The following is a 23,272-nucleotide window of genomic DNA, read 5'->3' as shown; positions in this document are numbered from 1 at the left end:
TGAACCCCGGCATTGCCTCGCCTGTGGCCAGACCTTGCCACAGTGGCGCCTTTCCCATCGCGCAAAACTGGACTACTCAACCGTGGATGTCTTTGCGTTGGATCGACCGACGGTATGATCTATGAGTGATACCGCGCATTTCGCTTTGGAAGGGAATTTGATGGCCAGACCGATGCTGGAGACCCTCGGCCCGAAACATGTGGCCATCATCATGGATGGCAATGGCCGCTGGGCGACGATGCGGGGCCGTCCACGCCTGTTCGGGCATCATGCCGGCGCCCGTCGCGTCCGCGAGGTGGTCGAGGCCTGCCCGGATTACGGCGTGAAGTACCTGACAATCTTCGCCTTTTCGACGGAGAACTGGAAGCGCACCCAGGTCGAGGTGGCCGGCCTGATGAGCCTGTTCCGTCGCTACATCATGAAAGAGATGCAGGCCTTCGTGAAGGAAAACGTCCGCGTCCGGTTCATCGGGGACAGGCCGCGGTTGGACGACAAACTGCGTGCTCTGATGGACGAGGCCGAGGATTTCACCAAGCATTGCACCGGCGTCAACCTGACCATCGCGCTGAATTATGGCGGACGGGACGAGGTTGCGCGCGCTGCGAAGCGCCTTGCGATGGACGTGCGGGACGGCAAGCTGGACCCGGAGGAAATCGATGTCGAGACTCTGCCGCGTTACCTGGACACCCATGTGCTGCCCGACCCCGACTTGGTGATACGCACCAGCGGAGAGGCGCGGATCTCGAACTTTCTGCTCTGGCAGTCGGCCTATGCCGAGTATGAATTCATCGATACCCTGTGGCCGGATTTCACCCCCGAGGAACTGGGTCGCCTTTGCGCCGCCTTCGGCGGGCGCGACCGGCGTTTCGGTGCCGTGAAGGTATGAGCAAGCCGCGTTGGGAGGACCTTGCCCCGCGGCTGATCTCTGCCGCGGCGATGATTGCCATCGGGATCGCCGCTGTCTGGCTGGGCGGGATCTGGTTTCACCTGCTGATCGCGGTCATCTGTGGTGGCATGGTCTGGGAACTTGTGCACCTGTGTGATCGCGGGCGGGTCCGCAGCCGGAACATTCTGGCCGCCGCCGCCTTCGTGGTTGCCCTTGTCGCCATCGAATTGCCGCCGGCCTTTGCGCTGCCCCTGCTGATGCTGCCCTCGATGCTGGGCTTTTCGCGTATGAAACATGGCGGGGTGACCTACGCGGTCTTTACCGCGCTGATCCTGCTGGCTGGATACGCCATGATGGATCTGCGCGATGAATTCGGCCTGATCTGGATGCTCTGGCTGATGGTGGTCGTGGTGGTGACGGACGTGGCCGGCTATTTCGCGGGCCGCACCTTTGGCGGACCCAAGTTCTGGCCGCGCGTCAGCCCGTCCAAGACCTGGTCGGGCACGGTTGCGGGCTGGCTCGGTGCGGCTGTTGTCGGGTTGGTCTTTGCCGGCCTGACCCAGGTCGGCCCGGGTCTTGTCGGTGTCTCCATCGCGGTCAGCATGGCCTCGCAGATCGGAGACATCGCCGAAAGCGCGATCAAACGGCGTGCGGGCGTCAAGGACAGCTCGAACCTCCTGCCGGGGCACGGCGGGCTGATGGACCGGTTCGACGGGATGCTGGGCGCGGCGGTCTTCATCGTGATCGCGGGGCAGGTCACTGGGTTTCCGGGGGCAGTATGACCGGGGGCGGCAGGCGCAGGGTTTCCATCTTTGGCGCGACCGGGTCGATCGGGCAGAACACCATCGACCTGATCGCGCGTGACAGGGACGATTTCGAGATCGTGGCGCTGACCGGCGGGGCCAATGTCGCGCAACTGGCGCGCGACGCCCGAATGCTGGGCGCCCAGGTCGCTGTCACCGCGCACGAGGACCGGCTGGAGGATCTGCGCGCTGCACTTGCAGGATCCGGCGTCGAGGCGGCGGCGGGACGCTCTGCCCTGGTCGAGGCCGCGACTCGGCCCGCCGACTGGGTCATGTCTGCCATCGTCGGCGCCGCCGGGTTGGAGCCGGGATTGCGGGCGCTGGAACAAGGCGCAACGCTGGCGCTGGCCAACAAGGAAAGCATGGTCTGCGCCGGTCCCTTGATGCTGCGCACGGCGCAGGAGAACGCGGCGCAGCTGTTGCCGGTGGACAGCGAACATTCCGCCGTCTTCCAGGCCCTGATCGGAGAGGACCTGGAGGCTGTCGAACGGGTGATCATCACCGCCTCGGGCGGCGCATTTCGGGACTGGCCGCTGGAGGATCTGGCGCGCGCAACGCCGGAACAGGCGGCAACCCATCCCAACTGGACGATGGGACAACGGATCACCATCGACAGTGCGTCGATGTTCAACAAGGCGCTGGAATTGATTGAAACGCGCGAGTTTTTCGGGCTGGAACCTGAAAAGATCGAAGCCGTCGTTCACCCGGAATCCATGATCCATGCGCTGGTCGGCTTCAACGACGGGGCGCTGATGGCCCATGTCGGACCGCCGGACATGCGCCATGCCATCGGATTTGCGCTGAATCACCCTACGCGCAAGGCGCTGCCGGTGGAGCGGCTGGACCTGGTGAAGTTGGGGCAGCTGACCTTCCGTGCCCCGTGCGAGACGCGCTGGCCGGCGCTTCGGCTGGCGCGTGAGGTGATGCAGGCTGGGGGCCTCATGGGCGCGGTCTTTAACGCGGCCAAGGAAACGGCGCTGGACGGGTTCATCGCGGGACGTATTCCCTTCACTCGCATGGCGGGCGTTGTCGAAGAGGTGCTCACCCGGCTTTCGTCCCAGGCGGGACACAATGCTGCCGGTATTACTCTTGATAAGGTCAGCGAAGCGGACCATCTCGCACGGGCAGAGGCCGTTGCGATCATGCAAAACTAAACCCGGCAAAACTAGACATTGAGTGGAGTGGCAGTTTGGACCTGACGACCCTGATCCCGCAATTTGGCGGCGCGCTTTGGACCGTGATCTTTTTCGTGGTCGCGCTTTCGGTGATCATCGCGGTGCATGAATACGGCCACTTCATTGTCGGCAAGAAGACCGGGATTTTCCCCGAGGTCTTCAGCCTCGGCTTTGGTCCGGTGCTCTGGTCGCGCGTCGATCGTGACGGCACCAAGTGGCAACTGGCGGCGATTCCCTTTGGCGGCTACGTCAAGTTCCGGGGGGATGCCAATGCGTCGGGCGGTGTCGACGCCGATGCGATCGAGGGACTGGACGAGGCCGAGATGCGCAGCACCATGTCCGGGGCGCCGCTCTGGGCGCGCGCTGCCACGGTCGCCGCCGGTCCGATCTTCAACTTCGTCCTGTCCATTGCCATCTTTGCCGGGGTGCTGATGTTCCGGGGCGAGGTCATGGAACCCTTGACCGTGGGCGAGTTGCGCCCGCTGCCCGCTCAGCAAGAGCTGGAACCCGGAGACACGATCCTTGCCATCGAGGGTGCAGCGCTGCCCGATGCCGCGGATGGCACGATGAGCGCCTATTTCGACGCGTTGCCACATCAGCAGCAACTGGATTACACCGTGCGCCGCGACGGGCGCGAGATGACCGTCACCGGTCCCTATACCTATCCGCCGCTGGCCACGCAGATCGCGCCGCGGTCTGCCGCCAGCGATGCGGGCCTCAGGGCAGGGGACGTGATCACCGAGGTCGACGGCACGCCGATCCATGCATTTGCCGAGCTGAAGGAACGGGTCGAAGGCTCTGAAGGGGCGACCCTGCAATTGACGGTCTGGCGGGATGGCGAGATCCTGAACAAGGAAATGACCCCGCGCCGGGTGGATGAACCGCAGCCTGACGGCGGCTTCCAAACCTTTTATCGCATCGGAATCGTGGGCGGCGTCGCCTTCGAACCGGCGACAGAGGCCGCCGGATTCGGTAGCGCGGTGACCGGCGGCGTGGCACAGGTGGGCCGGATCATCGAAGGCTCGCTCTCGGGTCTTTGGCACATGGCAACCGGCGCGATCAGCACCTGCAACCTGTCGGGCCCCATCGGAATCGCCGAGACAAGTGGGGACATGGCCAGCCAGGGCACCACGAACTTCATCTGGTTCATCGCCGTGCTCAGCACCGCCGTCGGTCTGTTGAACCTCTTCCCGGTGCCGGTGCTGGATGGTGGCCACCTGGTGTTCTTTGCCTATGAGGCCGTCACGGGGCGCCCGCCAAGCGACCGTGCGCTCAAGGTGCTGATGTCGATCGGCCTGACGCTGGTTCTGGGGCTGATGGTCTTTGCCTTGTCGAACGACCTTTTCTGCCCCTGATGGTGTGGGGCTGACACATTCCCGGCAGGGGTTTGCCCAACTCCTGCCTGAATCACCCGGTAGTGCTGTGTCCGCATACGCAACCGAGGACCGATTCCATGACCGCGATCCAAGCCGGATACAGAAGCATGAGCTTGCTGGTCACCATAAACTGGGACCGCCTGCTGTATATCTGCACCCTTGTCTTCGCCTTGTTTTTCGGGGGCTGGCTGGGGTCTGTCCTGCACTAGTCGCTGACAGGCTACAGTTACTCAAATTCGCGCCCCCGAGCTTTTGACAAGCACCGGCATTCCCGATACTCACGACCTTGGGATGTCAAAGTGGATTGCGAACATGGCGAAAGGCATTTCCGCGCGTAAAGCGCCGGGTCTTGCAAGGGGTTATCAGGTTGCCAACGCAACTCGGGCGGTGTGCCTGAGTTTCGCCGTGGCAATGGGTGCGGGGGTCGCCACGATCCCGCAAGTCGCCTATGCCCAGAGCTACGTCTTCAACTCGGTCAATATCGAGGGCAACCGCCGCGTCGAACCGGGCACGATCCTGTCCTACGCCGGAATCGCACGCGGCCAGCGGGTTTCCGCGGCCGAACTCAACGATGCCTACCAGCGGATCCTCGGCTCCGGTCTGTTCGAGACCGTCGAGATTGTCCCTCAGGGTTCGCGCCTGACCATACGCGTCGTCGAATATCCCACGATCAACCGCATCACCTTCGAGGGCAATCGCCGTATCAAGGACGAAGACCTGGCACAGGCGATCCAGTCGCAGTCGCGCCGCGTCTTCAGCCCCGGTGTCGCAGAGGCGGACGCGCTTGCGGTCAGCCGTGCATACGAGGTGCAAGGCCGCCTTGCCGCGCGTGTCACGCCGAAGGTCATCCGCCGCAGCGACAACCGCGTCGACCTGGTGTTCGAGGTCTTCGAGGGCGGTGTCGCCGAGGTCGAGCGCATTGGTTTTGTCGGAAACGGCAAGTTTTCCGATCGTCGCCTGCGCCGCGTGCTCGAAACCAAGCAGGCCGGCCTGCTGCGTGCCGTGATCCGCAAGGATACCTTCATCGAGGATCGCCTGGAATTCGATCAGCAGTTGTTGCGCGACTTCTATGCATCGCGTGGCTATGTCGATTTCCGCATCACAGGCGTGAACGCGGAACTCAGCCAAGAACGCGACGCCTATTTCGTGACGATCAACGTCGAGGAAGGCCAGCAGTTCCGGGTTGGTGAAGTGACGGTGACTTCCGACCTGTCCGACGTCGACGCCGATCTGTTCCGCAGCAAGGTGCGCATGCGTCAAGGCAAGGTCTATTCGCCTTCTCTGGTCGAGAACGAGATCGCGCGTCTTGAAAAGCTTGCGGTGAACCTTGGCCTCAACTTTGTCCGGGTCGAACCGCGGGTCACGCGCAACGACCGCGATCTGACGCTGGACGTCGATTTCCGCCTCGTGCGTGGCGAGCGTATCTTCATCGAACGCATCGACATCGAGGGCAACACCACCACGCTGGATCGTGTCATCCGTCGCCAGTTCGAGGTGGTCGAGGGTGATCCGTTCAACCCGCGTGCAATTCGCGAAAGCGCTGAACGCATCCGCGCGCTTGGCTTCTTCAACAAGGCCGATGTCGAGGCCCGCGAAGGTTCCAGCCCGCAGCAGGTGGTCGTCGACGTTGACGTTGAGGAAAAACCGACCGGCTCGATCAGCTTCGGTGGCTCCTATTCCACGCAGAACGGCTTCGGTGCGGCGTTCAGCTTCTCCGAACGTAATTTCTTGGGCCGTGGTCAGTCCTTCAGCTTCCGGATCAACACCGCCGCGGATACCCAGCAATACGGTCTGCGCTTTGTCGAACCCGGGCTTTTTGGCCGCGATCTTTCGCTGGGCTTCACCTTGGCCTATACCGAGACCGACAACGACAACGCTGACTTCGATACGGCGACCGGCGTATTCCAGCCTTTCCTGGAATTTCCCGTGGCCGAACAGTCGCGTCTGCAGCTGCGCTACAAGCTGAACTACGGCGAAATCACCGCTGTTGATACCAGCGTGGGGGGCGTCATCAATGCCGAGCTGAACGACGGTGGGCGGTTCGACAGTTCGGTGGGCTATACCTACATCTTCGACACGCAACGCAAGGGACTGGACCCGAACACCCGCTACCGGTTCGAGTTTGGTCAGGACTTCGCCGGCTTGGGCGGCGACCGGACCTTCATCAAGACGAGCGCGAAGGCCGTTGCTCAGACCTTGGTCTGGAACGAGGAAGTGACCCTGCGTGCCACGCTTGAAGGCGGGGCGCTGAACTATACCAAGGGCACCAGCCGCGTGACCGACCGCTTCCTGGTGGGACCGGACATCATGCGTGGTTTTGCCTCCGGCGGCATCGGGCCGCGCGAGGTGGGTGGTGGCGTCGATGACGCGCTCGGCGGTAACTTCTTCGCAGTTGCCCGCTTCGAGGCCGAATTCCCGCTTGGTCTGCCCGAAGAATACGGGATCACCGGCGGTCTGTTCTACGATGTCGGCTCTGTCTGGGGGTTGAGCGACAGCTTCAAGAGCAGTGCCACGGGTTCCATCGTGTCCGAAGGCTTCGAAGCGCGCCATGTGGTCGGTTTCTCGATCTTCTGGAACAGCGCCATCGGCCCGCTGCGCCTGAATTTCACCGAGGCGCTGAAGAAGAACAAGTGGGACGAGCCGCAGAACTTCAACCTGACGATCTCGACGCAGTTCTGAGGCGAGCGTGCGTCTGGCCGTCCGTCTTGCCGTCCTGCTGCTGGTGCTCTGGGGTGCCGCGGCAGGGGCGCAGGGGCAGGGCAGTCCCTTGCTCTCCGGGGTTCCACAGGCCCCGATCCTTGTCATCGACTTTGAGCGTGTCTTTGCCGAAAGCGCGTTTGGTCGTCGGGTAAATGACGAGATCGAACAGCAGGGCCGGGTGATCGCTGCGGAGAACCGCAAGATCGAGGCTGAACTGATCGAGGAAGAACGCGAACTGACCGACCTGCGTCCGACCCTTGCACCGGAGGAGTTCCGCGCCCTCGCCGATGCCTTTGACGAGAAAGTCCAACGTCTGAGAGACGAGCAGGACGCCAAGGCCCGTGCTTTGGGAACCCGCACAGAGGAGGCGCGCCGCCGCTTCCTGACCGTGGCCCAACCGGTGCTGGAGGGATTGTTGCGCGAGGCCGGGGCGATGTTGATCCTCGAACGGCGCACGGTTTTTGTCGCGGCGGATGCCATCGACGTCACCGACCGGGCCATTGCCCTGATCGACGCTCAGATCGGCGATGGAACCCCTGAGGTACCCGACCCGGTGCCCGCCCCCGATCCCACCCCGGACCCGGAAACGCCAGAGCCGCCCGCGGAACAGGATTGAAGGCGTGCTTGCCCCTGAGCGCCGCCGTTGCTAGGGGTGCGCCAAAACAAGAAAGGCCGCCAGTCATGACCGACACGCTTCTGAGCGCGGATATCCAGCTGATCCAGCGTATCCTGCCGCATCGTTATCCCTTTCTTCTGGTCGACCGCGTCGAAGAGATCGACGGCACGCAGTCGGCCCTGGGGATCAAGAACGTCACCATGAACGAGCCGCACTTCCAGGGCCATTTCCCCGGTCTGCCGATCATGCCGGGGGTGACCATCGTCGAGGCGATGGCCCAGACCGCCGCCGTCATGGTGGGTACGGCGCTGGACATGGCCGACAAGGAGATGAAGGTCTATTTCATGTCCATCGACAAGTGCAAGTTCCGGCGCAAGGTCGTGCCAGGCGACCAACTGAAGATGCGCCTGACCACCCTGCGCGGGAAACCCGGCGGCAAGGTCTGGAAATTTGGCGGCGTTGCCGAGGTCGAAGGCGAGATGGCCGCCGAGGCCGAGTTCACCGCGATGATGGATCTGCCGTCTTGACCGAAACCGTGATCCATCCTTCCGCAGTGGTCGAAGAAGGCGCGGTTATCGGCCAAGGCTGCGTGGTCGGGCCGTTCTGCCATGTCGGGCCCGAGGTGGTGCTGCACGACCGGGTCGAACTCAAAAGCCACGTGGTCGCGAACGGCGCGACCGAGATTGGCGAAGAAACCCTGGTCTTTCCCTTCTCCGTGATCGGCGAAATCCCGCAGGATCTCAAGTTCCGGGGGGAAAAGACCCGGCTGATTATCGGTGCCCGCAACCGCATCCGCGAACATGTCACCATGAACACCGGCACCGAGGGCGGTGGCGGCGTGACACGGGTGGGCGATGACGGCCTGTTCATGGCCGGCTGTCATGTGGCCCATGACGCGCAGGTGGGCGACCGGGTTATCCTGGTGAACAATGCCGCGCTGGCGGGGCACTGCGTGATCGAGGATGACGTGATCATCGGCGGCCTTTCCGGGGTTCACCAGTGGGTGCGTATCGGGCGCGGCGCCATCATCGGCGCCGTGACGATGGTCACCAATGACGTGATCCCCTACGGCCTTGTTCAGGGACCGCGTGGCAAGCTGGACGGGCTGAACCTGGTCGGGCTGAAACGCCGCGGCGTCAAACGATCGGACATCACCGCGCTTCGCGCGGCGTTCCAGATGCTGGCGCAGGGCGAGGGTGCCTTTCAGGACCGGGCCCGCCGTCTGGGTGACGAAACCCAGAGCGATTACGTCCGCGAGATCGTCGATTTCGTACTCGGCGACAGCGACCGCAGCTTTCTGACACCGGGCTGAGCGGACCATGCTGGCGTTGATTGCCGGGCGCGGGGCCTTGCCTGCCGCCGTTGCCGGCGCCGCCGGCGAACCGGTCGTGATTTGCGGCATGGCGCATTCTCCGCCAGACCAGGTCGTGGCCGAGCATCTCTTTGCCATCGAACGGTTGGGAGCCTTTCTGGCCTGGCTCAAGCGGCGGGGCGTGTCGCGGGTCTGCATGTGCGGCTCCGTCGATCGACCGGATGTCGCGGTGTCCCGGATCGGATGGCGAACCCTGCCTCTGTTGCCCCGGGTCATGCGGGCGCTGCGGCGCGGGGATGACGGGGCGTTGCGCATTGCCATCGACATTCTCGAAGACGCCGGGTTCACGGTTCTGGCTGCGCATGAACTGGCGCCGTCCTTGTTGCCGACTGCGGGTGTGCCCACAAGCGCCCAGCCCGATGAGGCGGCAGGCGCGGCGGCGCGCCTCGGGGACCGGATCTCTCAGGATCAGGCGCGGCACGATCTTGGACAGGCCTGCGTTGTCAAGGAGGGCGCCCTCATCGCCCGCGAGGATGACCGCGGCACCGATGCCATGTTGCAGGGGCTTGGCCCCGCGGCACGGGGCGGCGTGCTCTACAAGGCGCCGAAACCGGGGCAGGAGCGCCGCGCCGACCTGCCGGTGATCGGCCTTCAGACTGCCGAGGGTGCCGTTGCGGCAGGTCTGTCGGGAATCGTGATCGAGGCCGATGGTGTCATGGTTCTGGACCTGCCACAGGTGCTGGAGCGGCTGGAAGCCGCTGGCCTGTTCCTCTGGGTGCGTGAAAGGGAAACATGATGCGGGTTTTCATCACAGCAGGAGAACCGTCCGGCGACCGATTGGGCGCGGCGCTCATGGCAGGGCTCAAGGAACTGGTGCCGGATGTGACCTTTCGCGGGATCGGTGGGCCGCTGATGCAGGCACAGGGCCTCGACAGCCTGTTCCCGATGGATGAGATCAGCATCATGGGGATCACCGAGATCCTGCGCGAATACCGCGCGCTGAAGGGCCGTATCCGGCAGACCGCCGACGCGGTTGTGGCGGAACAGCCAGACGTTCTGATCACCGTGGATCTGCCGGAGTTTTCCCTGCGTGTTGCACGGCTGGTCAAGGCCGTGTCCGACGTACGCGTGGTGCATTACGTTGCGCCGACGGTCTGGGCGTGGCGTCCCAAGCGGGCGCAGAAGATGGCCGCGCATGTGGATCAGGTGCTGGCGCTGTTGCCGTTTGAACCGCCCTACATGGAGGCGGCGGGGATCGCCTGCGATTTCGTCGGCCATCCGGTGGTGATGGAGCCGCAGGCCAGCGAGGCGGATGCGGCGGCCTTTCGCACGACGCACGGTATCGAGGGCGAGATGTTGCTGGTTTTGCCCGGCTCGCGCCGGTCCGAGGTGGGGCGGCTGATGCCGGTCTTTGCCCGGGCGGCACGCTCCTTGTTGGGCGCACGGCCGGGTCTGCGGCTGGTGATTCCGGCGGCGGGGCCGGTGGCAAGGGCGGTGCGCGAGGCGGTGGCCGACTGGCCCGGCGACCCGCTGGTGATCGCCCCCTCGGACGATCCGGGCGGGACGCAGAAACGCGCGGCCTTCAGGGCGGCCGATGTGGCGCTTGCGGCCTCCGGGACGGTTTCGCTCGAACTCGCCGCGGCGGGTACGCCGATGGTCATCGCCTATGACATGAGCTGGCTCAGCCGCCAGATCATCGGGCGGATGTTGCGCGTCGACAGCGTGACGCTGGTCAACCTGGTGGCCGAAAGCCGGACGGTGCCGGAATTCATCGGCGCGAAATGTCAGCCTGGCCCAATCGCGGATGCGGTGGGCCAGGTGTTGGAGGCTCCTGGGGCGCAGATCGAGGCGATGGACCTGACGATGGAACGCCTTGGCCGGGGCGGTGAACGCCCGGGTCTTCGGGCGGCGCGCGCGGTTCTTGACCGCCTGCGTGACGGCAATACGTTCACCTGAGTTCGGATCGTGTGACGAAAAAAGGGCCGGAAACCTGCGTTTCCGGCCCTGTTCTTGTAGTGCGTTGCGCGCTCAGAGCAGCGACTTGACCTTGGCGGCGACGCCCTCGGCGGTGATGCCGAAGTGGTCGAACAGGACGTCCGCCGGGGCCGAGGCGCCAAAGCTCTCCATGCCGACAAAGCCGGCCTTCTTGGCGCTGCCACGCTCGCCGCACAGCCAACGATCCCAGCCCATGCGCACGCCGGCCTCGACCGCAACGCGCACCGGACCGGCGGGGGGCAGGACCCGGCGGCGATAGCTTTCGTCCTGGGCTTCGAACAGTTCCCAGCAGGGCATGGACACGACGCGCGTGCCAATGCCTTCGGCCTGCAACAGGTCCCGCGCGGCCAGCGCGATGGAGACTTCCGAACCGGTCGCCATCAGGATCGCCTGACGCTTGCCTTCGGCCTCGGCCAGCACATAGGCGCCTTTCTCGACAAGGTTGGCGTTCTTGTGTTCCAGCCGCACGGTCGGCAGGCCTTGGCGGGTCAGCGAGAGGACCGAGGGCGTGCCGGTTTGGCGCAGCGCGATTTCCCAAGCCTCAGCGGTCTCGACGGCGTCCGCAGGGCGGAAGACCAGCGTGTTCGGCGTGGCGCGGCTGATGGCGACATGTTCCACCGGCTGGTGGGTCGGGCCGTCTTCGCCCAAGCCGATGGAGTCATGGGTCATGACAAAGACGGTGGGTGTCTTCATCAATGCCGCCAGGCGCATCGCCGGACGCGCATAATCGGTGAAGGCCATGAAGGTGCCGCCGTAGGGGCGCACGCCGCCATGAAGGCTCATGCCGTTCATAGCCGAGGCCATGCCGTGTTCACGGATGCCGAAATAGATGTAACGGCCCTTGCGGTTGTCGGTGTCGAAGACGCCCAGATCGCCGGTGAGCGTGTTGTTGGAACCGGTCAGGTCCGCGGAACCGCCGATGGTTTCCGGCATGATCGGGTTGATGACCTCAAGCGCCATTTCGCTGGCCTTGCGGGTCGCGACCTTGGGCGTGGTTTCCGAGACCTGCTTTTTCAACGCCTTGACCACGGCAGACAGCTTTTTCGGCGCCTCGCCGTCCATGACGCGCGTGAATTCCTTTTGCCGCGCCGCGCTGGTCTCGGCGAAACGGGTTTCCCAGGCCTCGCGCTCGGCGGCCCCACGGGACCCGACCTCTTCCCACCATGTCTTGATCTCGGCGGGGATCTCGAAGGGCGCGGAGGTCCAGCCCCAGGCGGCCTTGGCGGCTTCGTTCTGATCCGCGTTGGTCAGCGCGCCGTGACCCTTCGAGGTGTCCTGTGCGGCATGGCCCAGTGCGATATGGGTCTTGCAGGCGATCATCGAAGGCTGCGCGGTCTTCTTGGCTTCGACGATGGCGGCGTCGATGGCTTCGGGGTCGTGGCCGTCGATTTCCTGAACGTGCCAGCCCGACGCCTTGAAGCGCGCAACCTGGTCGGTGCGGTCAGAGAGCGACACCTTGCCGTCGATGGTGATGTCGTTGTTGTCCCAGAAGACGATGAGGTGGCCCAGCTCGTAGCGGCCGGCAAGGCCCAGCGCCTCTTGGCTGACACCTTCCATCAGGCAGCCGTCGCCGGCGATGACATAGGTGTTGTGGTCGACCAGCTTCTTGCCAAAGCGCGCGCGTAGCGCCTCTTCGGCGATGGCGAAACCGACGGAGTTGGCGATGCCCTGACCCAGCGGGCCGGTCGTGGTCTCGATTGCCTTGGCCAGGAAGTTCTCCGGGTGGCCGGCGGTCTTGGCACCCAGCTGGCGGAAGTTCTTGACCTCGTCGAGGGTGATTTCCGGATCGCCGCAAAGGTAGAGCAGCGAATACAGCAGCATCGAGCCGTGCCCCGCAGACAGGATGAACCGGTCGCGGTCGGCCCAGTCGGGGCGCGCGGCGTCGAATTTGAGGTGCTTGGAATACAGAACGGTGGCCACGTCCGCCATGCCGATGGGCATGCCCGAATGGCCGGAATTGGCCGCGGCGACGGCGTCGAGCGCAAGCGCACGGATCGCCGTGGCGCGCATCCAATGATCAGGGTTACGGGTGCGAAGCTCTTGGATATCCACCGGGTTTCGATCCTCTGGCTGGGGGTTTGCGGCGTGAATAGCAGTCCCGCGCCGAAGTGCAAGCCAAGCGCTTGACGTCGCATGAAGGGCGCCGTCTAAGGCCTTGGAAGATAAGGGGGCGCATTTTCCTTTTTCGCTTGTTAAACTTTCATTGACCGGATGCGGGACGATTCGTTCCGTGTCGCGATGGGCCGCGCGGGATTGAGGCCGCGCGGCCGGGCAAGAGGACGAAGCAGGGCAGATGAGCCAGATCGAGGACTTGCAGGCGCGCATCACGCGCGCGCTGGATCGTATAGGACAGGGGATCGACGGGCTGGACCACGGCGCCGCCGAACCCGCGGATTTCGAAGCATTGCGCAGCCGCGCCGAAGCGGCGGAACAGGCATTGGCGGAGGCACAGGAGGCGCTGGCCGCCACCCGTGAGCAGGCCGAGGTGGACCGTGACTCGGCCTTGGCCAGCGCGCGAGAAGCCGCCGAGGCCGAGCGGGACATGGCGGTTGCCAACGCCCTGGCCCAGGCCGAAGAGGCACGCGAAGCTGCCGTTGCCGCGGCCCGCGAACAGGCAGAGGCCGACCGCGATGCCGCGATTGCCGCCGTCAAGTCCGAGGCCGCAGCGCAACTGGAACGCGCCCTTGCCGAGGCCCGGGCAGAGGCCGACACCGACCCGGCACCGGAGGCAGCCCCCGAGACTGGGCCTGAGGCAACGCCGACCGATGCCCTTGAGGTCACGGAGCTGGAAGAGGCGCTGGAAGACGAAAAGATGGCCAATGCCCAGCTTGAAGAGCGGCTGCGCGTGTTGCGCGCGCGTCTGGCAGACCTCGAGGCCCAAAGCGCCGAGGCCCCCGAGCCCGAGACAGCCCCGTCGCCCGAGGCCCTGATCGCGCTGGATGAGCAATTGCAGGACCTGCGCGCCGCCAATGAAGAGCTGATTGCTGCAAACACCGCGCTGCGCGAGGCGAATGCGCAGGGTGTGGGCGATCCGGAACTGATCAACCGGGGTCTGCAGGCCGAACTGGACGCGATGCGCACCATGCGGGCGACCGATGCGGCGGAGACTGGCGCGGTGATCGAGGCGCTTGGCCCGCTTCTGGCCGAAGCCGCAGACGGGGAGGCACGGGAATGAGCCAGATCGAAGTCGAGATCAAGATCGGTGGCCGCAGCTTTGAAGTGGCCTGCCAGCAGGGCGAGGAACAATACCTGTTGTCTGCCGCGCAGCTTCTGGACACCGAGGCGCAGGTGCTTGTGACGCAGATCGGGCGGATGCCGGAGGCGCGGATGCTGCTGATGGCCGGGCTGATGCTGGCGGACAAGACCGCGGGCCTTGAAGAACGGCTGCGCGAGGCGCAGGACAAGCTGAAGTCGGTAGAGGCCGAGTTGGCCGATCTCAGGAGCAAACCCGCGCCAGCCCCCGAGCAACGTGAAGTGCCGGTAATCCCGGCGGACGTGACCGACGCGCTGGCCGAGATCGCTGCCCGTGCAGAGGCCTTGGCCAACAGGTTCGACGAGACGAAGGCCGAGTAGCAGGCGCGTGTCGTCTGCTTCAGCCGTCGAGCTGCCGTGTCAAAGCGCGGCCCAGTTCCACGAACTCGGCCACCTCTTCGGGGCGACGCAGGATGTGGCGCAATCTCAGCCGCAAGCCGTGACGGCTCAGCGCGACGATGGGCTGTTGTGCCTCGTTGCGCCCGCTGCGTGCCTCGAGCAGTTCCGGTGCCTCTCGGAGGGCGTCCAGCGCCGTTTCGCGCCCGGGTGTCGCAAACAATGTCCCTGATCCATCCCCGGGCACCGACCGCAGATCAGCCGCTTCGGCGGCAAGCCCGCCGGTCAACTTGTTCAGCACCATCTGGCCGAAACCGCCTCCGCCCATCTTGTCCAGCATCTTGTCGGCTATCGCGGCGGTCTTTTCGGGAATGTCGGGCCCCAGCAGGGCCATCCCGTCCGGCAGCGCCAGCCGTGGCTGGGTGAACTCCGTCCAATGACTTGTGGTGCCGCCGGTAGAGGAATTGGACCGGAAATAGAGGACCAGTTCCCAGCCTTCGGACCGGTCCGAAATCACGGTTCGGCTTCCGCGCCCGCCGGTTTGCGGCTGGTAGTCGAAGGACCAGCCTCGTTCCGCGCACAGGGTCTTCAGTGCCTCTCGGCGCTTCTGGCTGTGCCGGATGGCATAGGCGATCAGCCCGGTGCCGGCGAAAGAGGCCAATATCAGGACGGCGGCTACGAAAAACTCCACGGTGAAACTCCTGTACTCAAATCCAACCGATCAAAGAAAAACGGGCAGGGAAAGCCCCGCCCGTTCGGTATCATCAGGCAATCACATGGCTCAGGCGTTGGCTTCACGGATCTTGTCGGCGGCTTCCTTGTTGTAGGAAACGCCCTTGTCGTCGAAAAGCTGGTCCAGCTCGCCCGAGAGGGTCATCTCGGTGATGATGTCGCAACCGCCCACGAACTCTCCCTTGACGTAGAGCTGCGGGATGGTCGGCCAGTCGGAGAAATCCTTGATCCCCTGGCGCAGGCCGTCGTCCTCAAGCACGTTCACGTCCTGGTAGTCAACGCCCATGTAATTGAGCACGCCGGCCACGCGGCTGGAGAAACCGCATTGCGGCATCGTCTTGTTGCCCTTCATGAAGAGCACGACATCGTTGGATTTCACGGTGTCGTCGATACGGGTCTTAACGTCGGTCATCTGGGGGTGTCCTGTTCTGTGTGGTCTTTGCTGGTGTCATCGGCCCGATCACTCGTGGTCCCGGTCCGATCCAGTATTCTCGGGGTCATAGTCCTGCGGACCGTAGCTGTCCTCGCTGTCCGGGATCGTGCCCACGAAGGTGGTGTTCGACTCGGGGTCATAGGTCAAACCATAGGTCGATTTGCCTTCCGCTCTGAAGCGTCGGTATTCATGCCACGCCGCATAGACGAAAATGGCAAGAAAGGGCAGAAGCAGCAGGGGGACGATGACGCCTAGGGGCATATGGGATCAGTCTGGAGCCTTTGTTGTGAGAGCGAGGGCATGAAGCGCGCCGCTGGGCCCATCCATCTTGCCCTTCAGGGCTGCGTAGACCGCTCTTTGTTGCTGGACCCGGTTCTTGCCGCGAAAGCTCTCGTCGATGACCATCGCCGACATGTGCACGCCGTCTTCTCCATCGACGGTGATCGTGGCGTCTGGAAAGGACTCGCGCAACAGGTCCTCGATTTCCTGGGCATACATCGGCATATAAGGCGTCTCCACGCGTCTGGTGTCTGATACAGAATTAGTGTGCCAGCGAGCGGCGTGCAAGGCACGCGCATCAAGCCGGGCAGGGGTAGCGGTGGTCAGGCGGCAAGCTCGATCCACACCGGGACATGGTCCGAGGGCTTTTCGCGCCCGCGAATGGCAGAGTCGATCTGGCAGTCGGTCATCAGGTCCGCAGCCGCAGGCGTCAGCAGCAGGTGGTCGATGCGGATACCATTGTTCCGCTGCCAGGCGCCAGCCTGGTAATCCCAGAAACTGTAATGCCCCGGCGCCTGCGTCCGTGCCCGAAACGCCTCGGTGAAACCGAGGTTCAGGATCCTGCGAAAGGCCGCGCGGGTCTGCGGCAAGTACAGGGCGTCCTCGGTCCAGGTCTCGGGCCGGGCGGCATCCTCGGCCTGGGGGATCACGTTGTAGTCGCCCGCCATCAACGCCGGCGTTTCCTCGGCCAGCAGATCCCGGGCCCGGGCTTCCAGCCGTTCCATCCATGCCAGCTTGTAGTCGTATTTCGGGCCCGGTGCCGGGTTGCCGTTGGGCAGGTACAACCCGCAGACGCGCACGGCCTGTTCGTCTCCCATGACGGTTGCCTCGATCCAGCGGGCCTGTTCGTCCGCGTCGTCGCCGGGCAGGCCGCGGCGGACATCCTCGAGCGGGCGCTTGGACAGGATCGCCACCCCGTTGAAGCTTTTCTGTCCGTGCGTCTCGACGTTGTAGCCGCGGTCCTCGAAGGGCTCGCGCGGGAAATTCTCGTCGATCGACTTGATCTCCTGGCAGAGAACGACATCCGGCTGAGCCTCGTCCAGCCAGTCGAGCACCGCGGGCAGGCGGGCCTTGATGCCGTTGATGTTGAAGGTGGCGATCTTCATGGCGCGTTTCTCCTGCCTGTCCGGGGGCCATGGATCGCAGGCGCGGGGCTGACGGTCAAGCGCGTCAGGTAAAGCCCTGTTTTGTATCAGTTTGGTTGAGCTTTGTGACGTACCTGCAACCTATCGGCGTAAAGCCTGGCACAAAGCACCCTCTGGAACCCGCTCGATTCGGGTATGATTCGTGGATTTAGGAGTTTGCAAAGTGCCGTTGCGCTGCAAAGTCCGGATTTATCCACAGAAAATTTGTATCTGTGGATAACCCGTATTGTCGCGCGATCCGAAACGCCTGCGCGAATCGCATCTGTGGATAAACTTTTCCTTAAACAACCTTAACAAGAATTAACTTTTTTGCAAACTATTTTTGCGTGCAGATTTCAAGGGCATAGCTGCTCAACCTGAAAAAGGAGCGATCCCATGACTGCCCTCATCAAGCTGCACACCTCTAAAGAAACCGTTTCCAAAGCGGAAACGAGCGCCTTCGCCGGCGACGCCGTCGAGGCCTTTACCTCGTGGTCGGGCCCGGCCGATGGCGACCTGTTCGCGGGTGCCTCTGTCGAAGCCTACACATCCTGGTCCGGTCCGGCGACAGGTACCCGCGAATCTGGTGATGCAGTCGAAGCTTACACCTCTTGGTCCGGTCCCGCTGCGGGTGACATGGAAAACGGTGGCCATGTCGAAGCCTTCACCAGCTGGTCCGGCCCGGCGCGCGGCAGCCGCGACGCAGGCGACAACGTTGAGGCCTTCACCTCGTGGTCCGGCCCGGCGGCTGGCGACATCGAGAGCGGCGACAACGTCCAGGCTTTCACCAGCTGGTCCGGTCCCGCAGCTGGCGACCGTGAAGCAGGCGACAACGTCGAGGCCTTCACCTCGTGGTCCGGCCCGGCGGCTGGCGACATCGAGAGCGGCGACAACGTCCAGGCTTTCACCAGCTGGTCCGGTCCCGCAGCTGGCGACCGTGACGCAGGCGACAACGTCGAGGCCTTCACCTCGTGGTCCGGCCCGGCGCGCGCCTGATCGACGTCACTGATACCCGGGCGGGGCGCAGTGCGCTCTGCCAAGACAGAGGAGAGCCAAGCGATGAACAATGTCGTCCAACTGACCGTCCCGACCCGGATAGCCCCCCTGGAAGCGCGGATCACCGCGCTTCTGGGAGCCTTCGCCGATCATCGCCGCCATGGCGACGACGTTTTCTGGCTGAAGGAGAACGCGGAGCTTCTGAACATCCTTGAATGCACAGGTCAGGCCGTCGCCCCAGAGGCGCTGGCCCGCCACGCGGGGTTCTACGCCCAGGCGGTGCAACGGCTGGAGTTCTTTCCGCAGTACTACCGTTTCATTCTCTCGCTGGCGCTGGATCTCGAGGACCTCGGGATGCCGGGGTACGAGGCGCAGAAAATGGTGGATTTCGCGGCCCGCGAAGGGCTGGCAGAGGCCGAACTTTCGGACTTGCAGCGTGCCGAGGCGCGGCGCCTGATGACCCGTCGCGGCGTCGATCCGATCCGCGATCCCGGCCTGAACGACCGGCTGCGTGCCTTCTGCTCGCGCACAAAGACCTTTGCGCTGCCGAACAAGAAGGCCGCCTATGAATTGACCCACATCGTCTACTACCTGTCCGAGTATGGCCGCCGCGATCCGGACCTGCCTCCTGAGGCCATCCAGAGCCTGCATTTCGCCGGGCTGACCGCTTTCCTGGACCAGAACGCCGACCTGCTGGCGGAAATCTGCATTGCCCTGCGCCATGCGGGACAGATGCCGCCCGCCGTCTGGACGGCCTGGCTGCAACAGGAAACCGGAGCTTACGGTGTCGTCGCGGATGCTCATGCCTCGATCAACGACGACTATCACGAATACCTCGTGTGCAACTGGCACCAGGCCGTCACCGGCGCGCCCCTGTTCCGCAAGCCGGTCTGCGATGAGCGGCTGCGGTTCGAACGCGGCGCCCGAGCCCAGACCGTCCTGCGCGAGCTGAGCCAGGCGATCTACGGGCTGGACCACCGGTCGGGTGACTGGGACAGGATGCGGCCACGGATGGAACCGTCTCTGTCCCCCGAGGCGCGCGATCTGCTCAGCGTCGCCTCCCAGTCCAGCGATCTGTTCGACGCCTATTTCGAAGGCTTTGCCCGGGCAGGCCGCGCATGACCCGGGTGGCGCTTTCCGGGGCGACGCTGGGCGCGGCGCTCATCCTCGTCTACACCGGCATGATGGCCGCCGCGGACGGGATCACCAAGTTCATCGCGGGCGGATATGCGGCGCCGCAGCTCTTCGTCCTGTCCTCGGCATTGGTTCTGCTGTTCTCCCTGGCGGGGGCACGGGCCGACACAAATGGACCCGGCCTGCGGGTCCGCTCGAAAAAGGCGATGGCGATCCGCTCCGTGCTGACGGTGATCGCATCGCTGGCCTTCTTTCAGGCCTTTCGCCTGCTTCCCTTCGCGGATGTATTCCTGTTCATCGGTCTGATCCCGCTGATCGCGGCTGCCCTATCCGGCCCGGTTCTGGGCGAGACGCCGCGTCCCGCGGCCTGGGCGGCCCTGGGACTTGGTGTTGGCGGTATCCTCTTTTTGATGCCGGGCGGCTTGTCCGGTGCGCAGGCCGGTCATGCCTGGGCCTTGCTGGCCGCCGTGTCCGGCTGTGGCTCGATGTTGGCCGCGCGGGCCATTGCCAAGGTCGAGCGTGCGCCTCTGGCACAGGTCTTCTGGCCCAATGCCGCACTCATGGTGGTGATGGCGCTGGCGCTGCCTTTCGTCTGGAAACCGATGAGCCTGAGCGACCTTGGCTGGGTCGGCGCCTATGCCGCCGCGCTTTTCGCAGCCCGCTATGTTGTCGCCGAGGCGCTGCGCCTGCTGCCGGCCTATGTCGCCACGCCCCTGATGAACCTGCAGTTCGTCTGGATGGTCGTGATCGGGTTCCTGGTCTTTGGCGAAGTTCCGACGCTGGGCACCTGGGCGGGTGTGATGCTGGTGGTCGGATCTGGCTTCTGGCTGGTCTTCGAGGAACACCTGTCGCGGCCCCGTGTCATCCCGGCCGAATGATCCGACGGTCAGCTTGAACCAGAAAGGGCGCCCATATGTGGCGCCCTTTTCCAATTCTTCCCGGCCGGCCCGGACTACATTGAAAACGATGTGCCGCAGCCGCAGGAACTGGTCGCATTGGGGTTCTCGATGGTGAACCGCGCACCGATCAGTTCGTCCGTGAAGTCGATGACCGCACCGGACAGGAAGGGCAAGGACACGGGATCGACAATCACGCGCTCCTCGCCCTCGGCGATGATCATGTCGTCATCGGCGGGGTCGTCCAGCTTGATGTCGTATTGAAACCCCGAACAGCCGCCACCCTCGACGGCCACGCGCAGGGCTTTGCCGTCCGCGCCCGCGCCGATTTCGGCGAGGCGGGCAAAGGCACGGTCGGTCACTTTCGGCGGCAGTTGCATTGTGTCCTCTCAACCTGTTCGGCTCAATATATGCATCACATGGGCCCCTTCAAGCAAGCCGCCCCCTCCCGGTTCGGGAAGGGGCGGCGCAGTGGGCAGTTTACGTGTTTTTGGCGCTTATTGCTGGTCGCCGATCCAGTTCGCGAGGTCGATCGTGTGCTGCGCAAAGCGGCGACCAGTCGACAGTTCGTGGCTCAGGTGCAACCCGACGACCGCGCCGGTCGCGGCATCGTAGATCGGCGCGCCGAGGTCGCCGTAATCGCTCAGGCAATTGTGCTCGTAGGACTTGGCGGGCAGGTAGGCCGGATCGGTTGGCAGCGCGCTGCAATGCTGCATCTGCATGGATCCGCCCCGCGGAAAGCTGAGCATGTAGAGCGGTGCGCGCGGATCGGGCGTGGCCTGGCCCACGCGCTGGATGCGGTCGGCAGAGAACTTCGTGTCGGGATCGGCGATGTGCAGGATCGCCAGCCCGGTTTCCCGGCTGGACAGCTCGCTGTCCAGAGTCAGGACATAGCCCTGCGCGGTCCACAGGCGCTGGTCGGGAAAGACGTGGTCGAAAACGATGCGGATTTCCTCGATCTTGCTGGCGCTGACGCGGGGATCTTCGAGGATGCCCGGCACGCAGGCATAGGAGGTCGCCACCACCGAGGGGCCAAAGACGAAGCCAGAGCAATAGACCGGGCCATAGTCCGTGGTCACGCGGATGCGGCCTGCGCCGCGCATACTGTTGATGACCGAGACCTCATAGCCGTCGCTGTAGGCCGGCGCCGCGAAGGAGATATAGGGCATTTCCTCGACCGGTGTGACATCGACCGAGGGCGTCGGATCGATCGGGGCACCGGCGTTGCGCGGTGGCGGACTGCCTGCGGGCGGCACCGGGGTGGGCAGCGGGCTGCGTGCCTGTTGCGGCTCTACCGGGCTGGGGCCGGGCGGCGGCGTAGCGCCTGGATTCTTGATCGGCTGGGTGACAATCGGGCCGCCCGGCGGGGTCGGGCGCGGCGGGCGCGTCGAGGGATTGGGGGCCTTGGCGGGCGGTGCGCCCGGATTGATCGCGGTGGGGTTCTTGGACTTGATCGTGATCGTGCCATCGTCCTTGTCCGGCTTGGCCGTCGGATCAAGGACAAGGGTTTCGTTTATCCGCTTCTTGGGGTCACTGTCCTTGTCGAGGACAAGATCGGCCAGCGCGGGCGCCGGCAGGGCGAGGGTGATGCAGCAAAACGCGACGCTGCGCAGGGGGCTGAACATGGCTTTCTCCAAGGGTTGAACGCTAAAAAAATCTTGGCCCCAGTCTAGCTTCTCGCCGGAACCCGGCAAAGTAAGGAACCCCGGACGTTTGGGAGAGCGCGGAATTCTCCAAGTGCCTGAAAAGGCTCAATCGGCCATTTCCGGCGCTCGTGGCATCAAGGTCCGCGAATCCGTTGCTGCGATGCCGGACGCGGGGATAAAATCGGTTCTCTACATCTGGTGTATACCGGCGATTGGGCGCCGAATTTGGCGGCCGCGCCGGGGCCCGACCGGGCGGTATGTCGCAAGTCGTTGTTATTGCAAGAGCAGCCGGATAAGAGAGCCGCGGGACAAGCAACTTGGGACTGTTTCACATGCGCGCCAGCTTTGCCTCGACACATGACAGTGCGCGGGGACGCCACTTCCCGGAAGAAGAAAGCGCTCACCGGTCCTGTTTCCAGCGCGACCGCGACCGGATCATTCACTGCTCTGCCTTCCGCCGGCTGAAACACAAGACGCAGGTTTTTGTCGAGCACGAGGGCGATTTCTATCGCACCCGGCTGACCCATTCGATCGAGGTGGCGCAGGTGGCACGAACCATCGCCAATGCGCTGGACCTGAACACCGACCTCACAGAGGCAGTGGCGCTGGCGCATGACCTGGGACACACGCCTTTTGGCCACACTGGCGAGGATGCGCTCCATGCGCTCATGGCGCCTTACGGCGGCTTTGATCACAACGCGCAGACCCTGCGCATCGTCACCCGTCTGGAACGTCATTATGCCGAGTTCGACGGGTTGAACCTGACCTGGGACACGCTGGAAGGCATCGCCAAGCACAACGGCCCCGTGGCGCCGCTTGGTCCGGATGGAACGCTGGTCGGCGAGATCCCGCATGCGCTGGCGGAATACAATGCCCAGGATGACCTGGAACTGCACACCCATGCCAGCGCCGAGGCGCAGGTGGCCGCACTGTCCGACGACGTGGCCTACAACAACCATGATCTGCACGACGGTCTGCGCGCCGGGTTGTTCACGGAAGAAGAGATCACCGCGCTACCCATCGTGGGCGACGCCTACGCCGAAGTCGACCGCAAGTACCCCGGCACGGATTCCTACCGGCGCCGGCATGAGGCGCTGCGGCGGGTCTTCGGGGCGATGGTGTCGGACCTGATCGACACCTCGCGTGCCAAACTGATCGGGTCGGGCGCGCAATCCGCGCAGGAGGTGCGGGACCTTGGCCGTCCCGTGATCGCCTTTTCAGACGCGATGTGGGCCGACCTCAAGCAGATCCGCGCCTTTCTGTTTGCCAACATGTATCGCGCGCCCAAAGTCATGGAACAGCGCGCCCGGGTCACGCTGGCGGTCAACGAGTTGTTCCCGATCTACATGGGAGATCCGACGCTGCTGCCTCAGCGTTGGCAGGGCGACGTCGCCGCGGCCAAGGGCGAAGCGGCGCTGGCGCGGCTGGTGGCGGACTACATCGCCGGAATGACCGACCGGTTCGCGCTGCAACAGCACGCGCGGCTGACCGGGCGCGACGTTCTCGAGGGAATGTGGCCCGGCGACGAGGTCAGCTGACGCCACGCCTCCTCGGGGCCGGCATGCTGCGCGGTTGCGGCGG

The 23,272-nt window shown here is 64.4% G+C and carries 24 protein-coding genes; 16 read left to right on the top strand and 8 right to left on the bottom strand.

The annotated features are described in order from the left end of the window. Nucleotides 1-160: 160 nt before the first annotated feature. From uppS to lpxB, 10 genes are all read left to right on the top strand, one after another. Complete coding sequence (gene uppS, locus ACQY5B_RS11900; RefSeq protein ID WP_305970873.1) at nucleotides 161-886, top strand: undecaprenyl pyrophosphate synthase; 726 nt, start codon at nucleotides 161-163, stop codon at nucleotides 884-886. Further along, on the top strand, nucleotides 883-1,668 hold the full coding sequence (locus ACQY5B_RS11895) for a phosphatidate cytidylyltransferase (RefSeq protein WP_420325119.1): 786 nt from the start codon (nucleotides 883-885) through the stop codon (nucleotides 1,666-1,668). Before uppS ends, ACQY5B_RS11895 begins: the two co-directional genes overlap by 4 nt. Continuing rightward, entirely contained in the window at nucleotides 1,665-2,843 is a 1,179-nt protein-coding gene (gene dxr, locus ACQY5B_RS11890; protein WP_420325120.1) for a 1-deoxy-D-xylulose-5-phosphate reductoisomerase, read from the top strand. Before ACQY5B_RS11895 ends, dxr begins: the two co-directional genes overlap by 4 nt. Before the next feature lie 35 nt (nucleotides 2,844-2,878). Continuing rightward, on the top strand, nucleotides 2,879-4,219 hold the full coding sequence (gene rseP, locus ACQY5B_RS11885; RefSeq protein WP_420325121.1) for an RIP metalloprotease RseP: 1,341 nt from the start codon (nucleotides 2,879-2,881) through the stop codon (nucleotides 4,217-4,219). Nucleotides 4,220-4,552: 333 nt separating this feature from the next. After that, nucleotides 4,553-6,919, top strand: coding sequence for an outer membrane protein assembly factor BamA (gene bamA, locus ACQY5B_RS11880; RefSeq protein ID WP_500862036.1), 2,367 nt, complete (start codon nucleotides 4,553-4,555; stop codon nucleotides 6,917-6,919). 7 nt (nucleotides 6,920-6,926) lie between these two features. After that, a complete protein-coding gene (locus tag ACQY5B_RS11875) occupies nucleotides 6,927-7,556 on the top strand; it encodes an OmpH/Skp family outer membrane protein (RefSeq protein WP_420325122.1) in 630 nt (209 codons plus the stop codon). Nucleotides 7,557-7,621: 65 nt separating this feature from the next. Beyond that, entirely contained in the window at nucleotides 7,622-8,083 is a 462-nt protein-coding gene (gene fabZ, locus ACQY5B_RS11870; protein WP_043139294.1) for a 3-hydroxyacyl-ACP dehydratase FabZ, read from the top strand. After that, a complete protein-coding gene (gene lpxA / locus ACQY5B_RS11865) occupies nucleotides 8,080-8,868 on the top strand; it encodes an acyl-ACP--UDP-N-acetylglucosamine O-acyltransferase (RefSeq protein ID WP_420325123.1) in 789 nt (262 codons plus the stop codon). The genes fabZ and lpxA overlap by 4 nt, the downstream gene beginning before the upstream one ends. A gap of 7 nt (nucleotides 8,869-8,875) precedes the next feature. Continuing rightward, on the top strand, nucleotides 8,876-9,664 hold the full coding sequence (locus ACQY5B_RS11860; RefSeq protein WP_420325125.1) for an LpxI family protein: 789 nt from the start codon (nucleotides 8,876-8,878) through the stop codon (nucleotides 9,662-9,664). Continuing rightward, nucleotides 9,664-10,824: a lipid-A-disaccharide synthase gene (lpxB, locus tag ACQY5B_RS11855; RefSeq protein WP_420325126.1), complete on the top strand. Its 1,161-nt coding sequence runs from the start codon at nucleotides 9,664-9,666 to the stop codon at nucleotides 10,822-10,824. Before ACQY5B_RS11860 ends, lpxB begins: the two co-directional genes overlap by 1 nt. 72 nt (nucleotides 10,825-10,896) lie before the next feature. On the opposite strand, the gene tkt is transcribed toward lpxB, so the two are convergent. Further along, nucleotides 10,897-12,915 carry a transketolase gene (gene tkt, locus ACQY5B_RS11850; RefSeq protein ID WP_420325127.1) on the bottom strand — a complete coding sequence of 673 codons (2,019 nt, stop codon included), beginning with the start codon at nucleotides 12,913-12,915 and terminating at the stop codon, nucleotides 10,897-10,899. Between the two features lie 241 nt (nucleotides 12,916-13,156). On the opposite strand from tkt, the gene ACQY5B_RS11845 reads away from it, so the two are divergent. Continuing rightward, nucleotides 13,157-14,038 carry a hypothetical protein gene (locus tag ACQY5B_RS11845; RefSeq protein WP_420325128.1) on the top strand — a complete coding sequence of 294 codons (882 nt, stop codon included), beginning with the start codon at nucleotides 13,157-13,159 and terminating at the stop codon, nucleotides 14,036-14,038. Further along, the gene (locus ACQY5B_RS11840) at nucleotides 14,035-14,436 is read left to right on the top strand and encodes a cell division protein ZapA (protein ID WP_305970324.1); all 402 of its coding nucleotides are present in this window, start codon (nucleotides 14,035-14,037) and stop codon (nucleotides 14,434-14,436) included. Before ACQY5B_RS11845 ends, ACQY5B_RS11840 begins: the two co-directional genes overlap by 4 nt. 19 nt (nucleotides 14,437-14,455) lie before the next feature. Here the strand turns inward: ACQY5B_RS11840 and ACQY5B_RS11835 are convergent, their stop codons facing one another. The 5 genes from ACQY5B_RS11835 to xth all read right to left on the bottom strand — a co-directional run bounded on the left by ACQY5B_RS11835 (nucleotide 14,456) and on the right by xth (nucleotide 17,001). Further along, nucleotides 14,456-15,142 carry a hypothetical protein gene (locus ACQY5B_RS11835; protein ID WP_420325129.1) on the bottom strand — a complete coding sequence of 229 codons (687 nt, stop codon included), beginning with the start codon at nucleotides 15,140-15,142 and terminating at the stop codon, nucleotides 14,456-14,458. Nucleotides 15,143-15,232: 90 nt separating this feature from the next. Beyond that, complete coding sequence (gene grxD, locus ACQY5B_RS11830) at nucleotides 15,233-15,595, bottom strand: Grx4 family monothiol glutaredoxin (protein WP_305970322.1); 363 nt, start codon at nucleotides 15,593-15,595, stop codon at nucleotides 15,233-15,235. A 48-nt stretch (nucleotides 15,596-15,643) separates the two neighbouring features. Further along, nucleotides 15,644-15,877 carry a hypothetical protein gene (locus ACQY5B_RS11825; RefSeq protein WP_420325130.1) on the bottom strand — a complete coding sequence of 78 codons (234 nt, stop codon included), beginning with the start codon at nucleotides 15,875-15,877 and terminating at the stop codon, nucleotides 15,644-15,646. Between the two features lie 6 nt (nucleotides 15,878-15,883). Next, nucleotides 15,884-16,120, bottom strand: coding sequence for a BolA/IbaG family iron-sulfur metabolism protein (locus tag ACQY5B_RS11820; RefSeq protein ID WP_305970320.1), 237 nt, complete (start codon nucleotides 16,118-16,120; stop codon nucleotides 15,884-15,886). Between the two features lie 98 nt (nucleotides 16,121-16,218). Continuing rightward, complete coding sequence (xth, locus tag ACQY5B_RS11815; RefSeq protein ID WP_420325131.1) at nucleotides 16,219-17,001, bottom strand: exodeoxyribonuclease III; 783 nt, start codon at nucleotides 16,999-17,001, stop codon at nucleotides 16,219-16,221. 414 nt (nucleotides 17,002-17,415) lie between these two features. Between xth and ACQY5B_RS11810 the strand changes: the two genes are divergently transcribed. From ACQY5B_RS11810 to ACQY5B_RS11800, 3 genes are all read left to right on the top strand, one after another. After that, nucleotides 17,416-18,015: a hypothetical protein gene (locus ACQY5B_RS11810; protein ID WP_420325132.1), complete on the top strand. Its 600-nt coding sequence runs from the start codon at nucleotides 17,416-17,418 to the stop codon at nucleotides 18,013-18,015. A 63-nt stretch (nucleotides 18,016-18,078) separates the two neighbouring features. Continuing rightward, nucleotides 18,079-19,137: a DUF6902 family protein gene (locus ACQY5B_RS11805; RefSeq protein ID WP_420325133.1), complete on the top strand. Its 1,059-nt coding sequence runs from the start codon at nucleotides 18,079-18,081 to the stop codon at nucleotides 19,135-19,137. Continuing rightward, nucleotides 19,134-20,027 carry a DMT family transporter gene (locus ACQY5B_RS11800; RefSeq protein WP_420325134.1) on the top strand — a complete coding sequence of 298 codons (894 nt, stop codon included), beginning with the start codon at nucleotides 19,134-19,136 and terminating at the stop codon, nucleotides 20,025-20,027. The genes ACQY5B_RS11805 and ACQY5B_RS11800 overlap by 4 nt, the downstream gene beginning before the upstream one ends. A gap of 74 nt (nucleotides 20,028-20,101) precedes the next feature. On the opposite strand, the gene ACQY5B_RS11795 is transcribed toward ACQY5B_RS11800, so the two are convergent. Beyond that, complete coding sequence (locus ACQY5B_RS11795) at nucleotides 20,102-20,425, bottom strand: HesB/IscA family protein (RefSeq protein ID WP_305970315.1); 324 nt, start codon at nucleotides 20,423-20,425, stop codon at nucleotides 20,102-20,104. Between the two features lie 117 nt (nucleotides 20,426-20,542). Next, a complete protein-coding gene (locus ACQY5B_RS11790) occupies nucleotides 20,543-21,670 on the bottom strand; it encodes a trypsin-like serine peptidase (RefSeq protein WP_420325135.1) in 1,128 nt (375 codons plus the stop codon). Nucleotides 21,671-22,023: 353 nt separating this feature from the next. On the opposite strand from ACQY5B_RS11790, the gene ACQY5B_RS11785 reads away from it, so the two are divergent. After that, nucleotides 22,024-23,229, top strand: coding sequence for a deoxyguanosinetriphosphate triphosphohydrolase (locus ACQY5B_RS11785; RefSeq protein WP_420328658.1), 1,206 nt, complete (start codon nucleotides 22,024-22,026; stop codon nucleotides 23,227-23,229). Nucleotides 23,230-23,272: the final 43 nt, after the last annotated feature.

The sequence above is a fragment of the Antarctobacter sp. genome, from assembly GCF_965277915.1.
Classification (GTDB): Bacteria; Pseudomonadota; Alphaproteobacteria; order Rhodobacterales; family Rhodobacteraceae; genus Antarctobacter.
This window is presented reverse-complemented; position numbering and strand designations above follow the sequence as displayed.

Coding starts and splice junctions, on each gene's coding strand:
- ACQY5B_RS11860 (WP_420325125.1), top strand. CDS start 8,876: ATGCTGGCGTTGATTGCCGGGCGCGGGGCCTTGCCTGCCGCCGTTGCC.
- ACQY5B_RS11820 (WP_305970320.1), bottom strand. CDS start 16,120: ATGCCGATGTATGCCCAGGAAATCGAGGACCTGTTGCGCGAGTCCTTT.
- ACQY5B_RS11845 (WP_420325128.1), top strand. CDS start 13,157: ATGAGCCAGATCGAGGACTTGCAGGCGCGCATCACGCGCGCGCTGGAT.
- ACQY5B_RS11785 (WP_420328658.1), top strand. CDS start 22,024: ATGCGCGCCAGCTTTGCCTCGACACATGACAGTGCGCGGGGACGCCAC.
- ACQY5B_RS11795 (WP_305970315.1), bottom strand. CDS start 20,425: ATGCAACTGCCGCCGAAAGTGACCGACCGTGCCTTTGCCCGCCTCGCC.
- ACQY5B_RS11810 (WP_420325132.1), top strand. CDS start 17,416: ATGACTGCCCTCATCAAGCTGCACACCTCTAAAGAAACCGTTTCCAAA.
- xth (WP_420325131.1), bottom strand. CDS start 17,001: ATGAAGATCGCCACCTTCAACATCAACGGCATCAAGGCCCGCCTGCCC.
- lpxB (WP_420325126.1), top strand. CDS start 9,664: ATGCGGGTTTTCATCACAGCAGGAGAACCGTCCGGCGACCGATTGGGC.
- dxr (WP_420325120.1), top strand. CDS start 1,665: ATGACCGGGGGCGGCAGGCGCAGGGTTTCCATCTTTGGCGCGACCGGG.
- ACQY5B_RS11825 (WP_420325130.1), bottom strand. CDS start 15,877: ATGCCCCTAGGCGTCATCGTCCCCCTGCTGCTTCTGCCCTTTCTTGCC.
- ACQY5B_RS11840 (WP_305970324.1), top strand. CDS start 14,035: ATGAGCCAGATCGAAGTCGAGATCAAGATCGGTGGCCGCAGCTTTGAA.
- ACQY5B_RS11790 (WP_420325135.1), bottom strand. CDS start 21,670: ATGTTCAGCCCCCTGCGCAGCGTCGCGTTTTGCTGCATCACCCTCGCC.
- bamA (WP_500862036.1), top strand. CDS start 4,553: ATGGCGAAAGGCATTTCCGCGCGTAAAGCGCCGGGTCTTGCAAGGGGT.
- ACQY5B_RS11800 (WP_420325134.1), top strand. CDS start 19,134: ATGACCCGGGTGGCGCTTTCCGGGGCGACGCTGGGCGCGGCGCTCATC.
- fabZ (WP_043139294.1), top strand. CDS start 7,622: ATGACCGACACGCTTCTGAGCGCGGATATCCAGCTGATCCAGCGTATC.
- uppS (WP_305970873.1), top strand. CDS start 161: ATGGCCAGACCGATGCTGGAGACCCTCGGCCCGAAACATGTGGCCATC.
- grxD (WP_305970322.1), bottom strand. CDS start 15,595: ATGACCGACGTTAAGACCCGTATCGACGACACCGTGAAATCCAACGAT.
- ACQY5B_RS11895 (WP_420325119.1), top strand. CDS start 883: ATGAGCAAGCCGCGTTGGGAGGACCTTGCCCCGCGGCTGATCTCTGCC.
- ACQY5B_RS11805 (WP_420325133.1), top strand. CDS start 18,079: ATGAACAATGTCGTCCAACTGACCGTCCCGACCCGGATAGCCCCCCTG.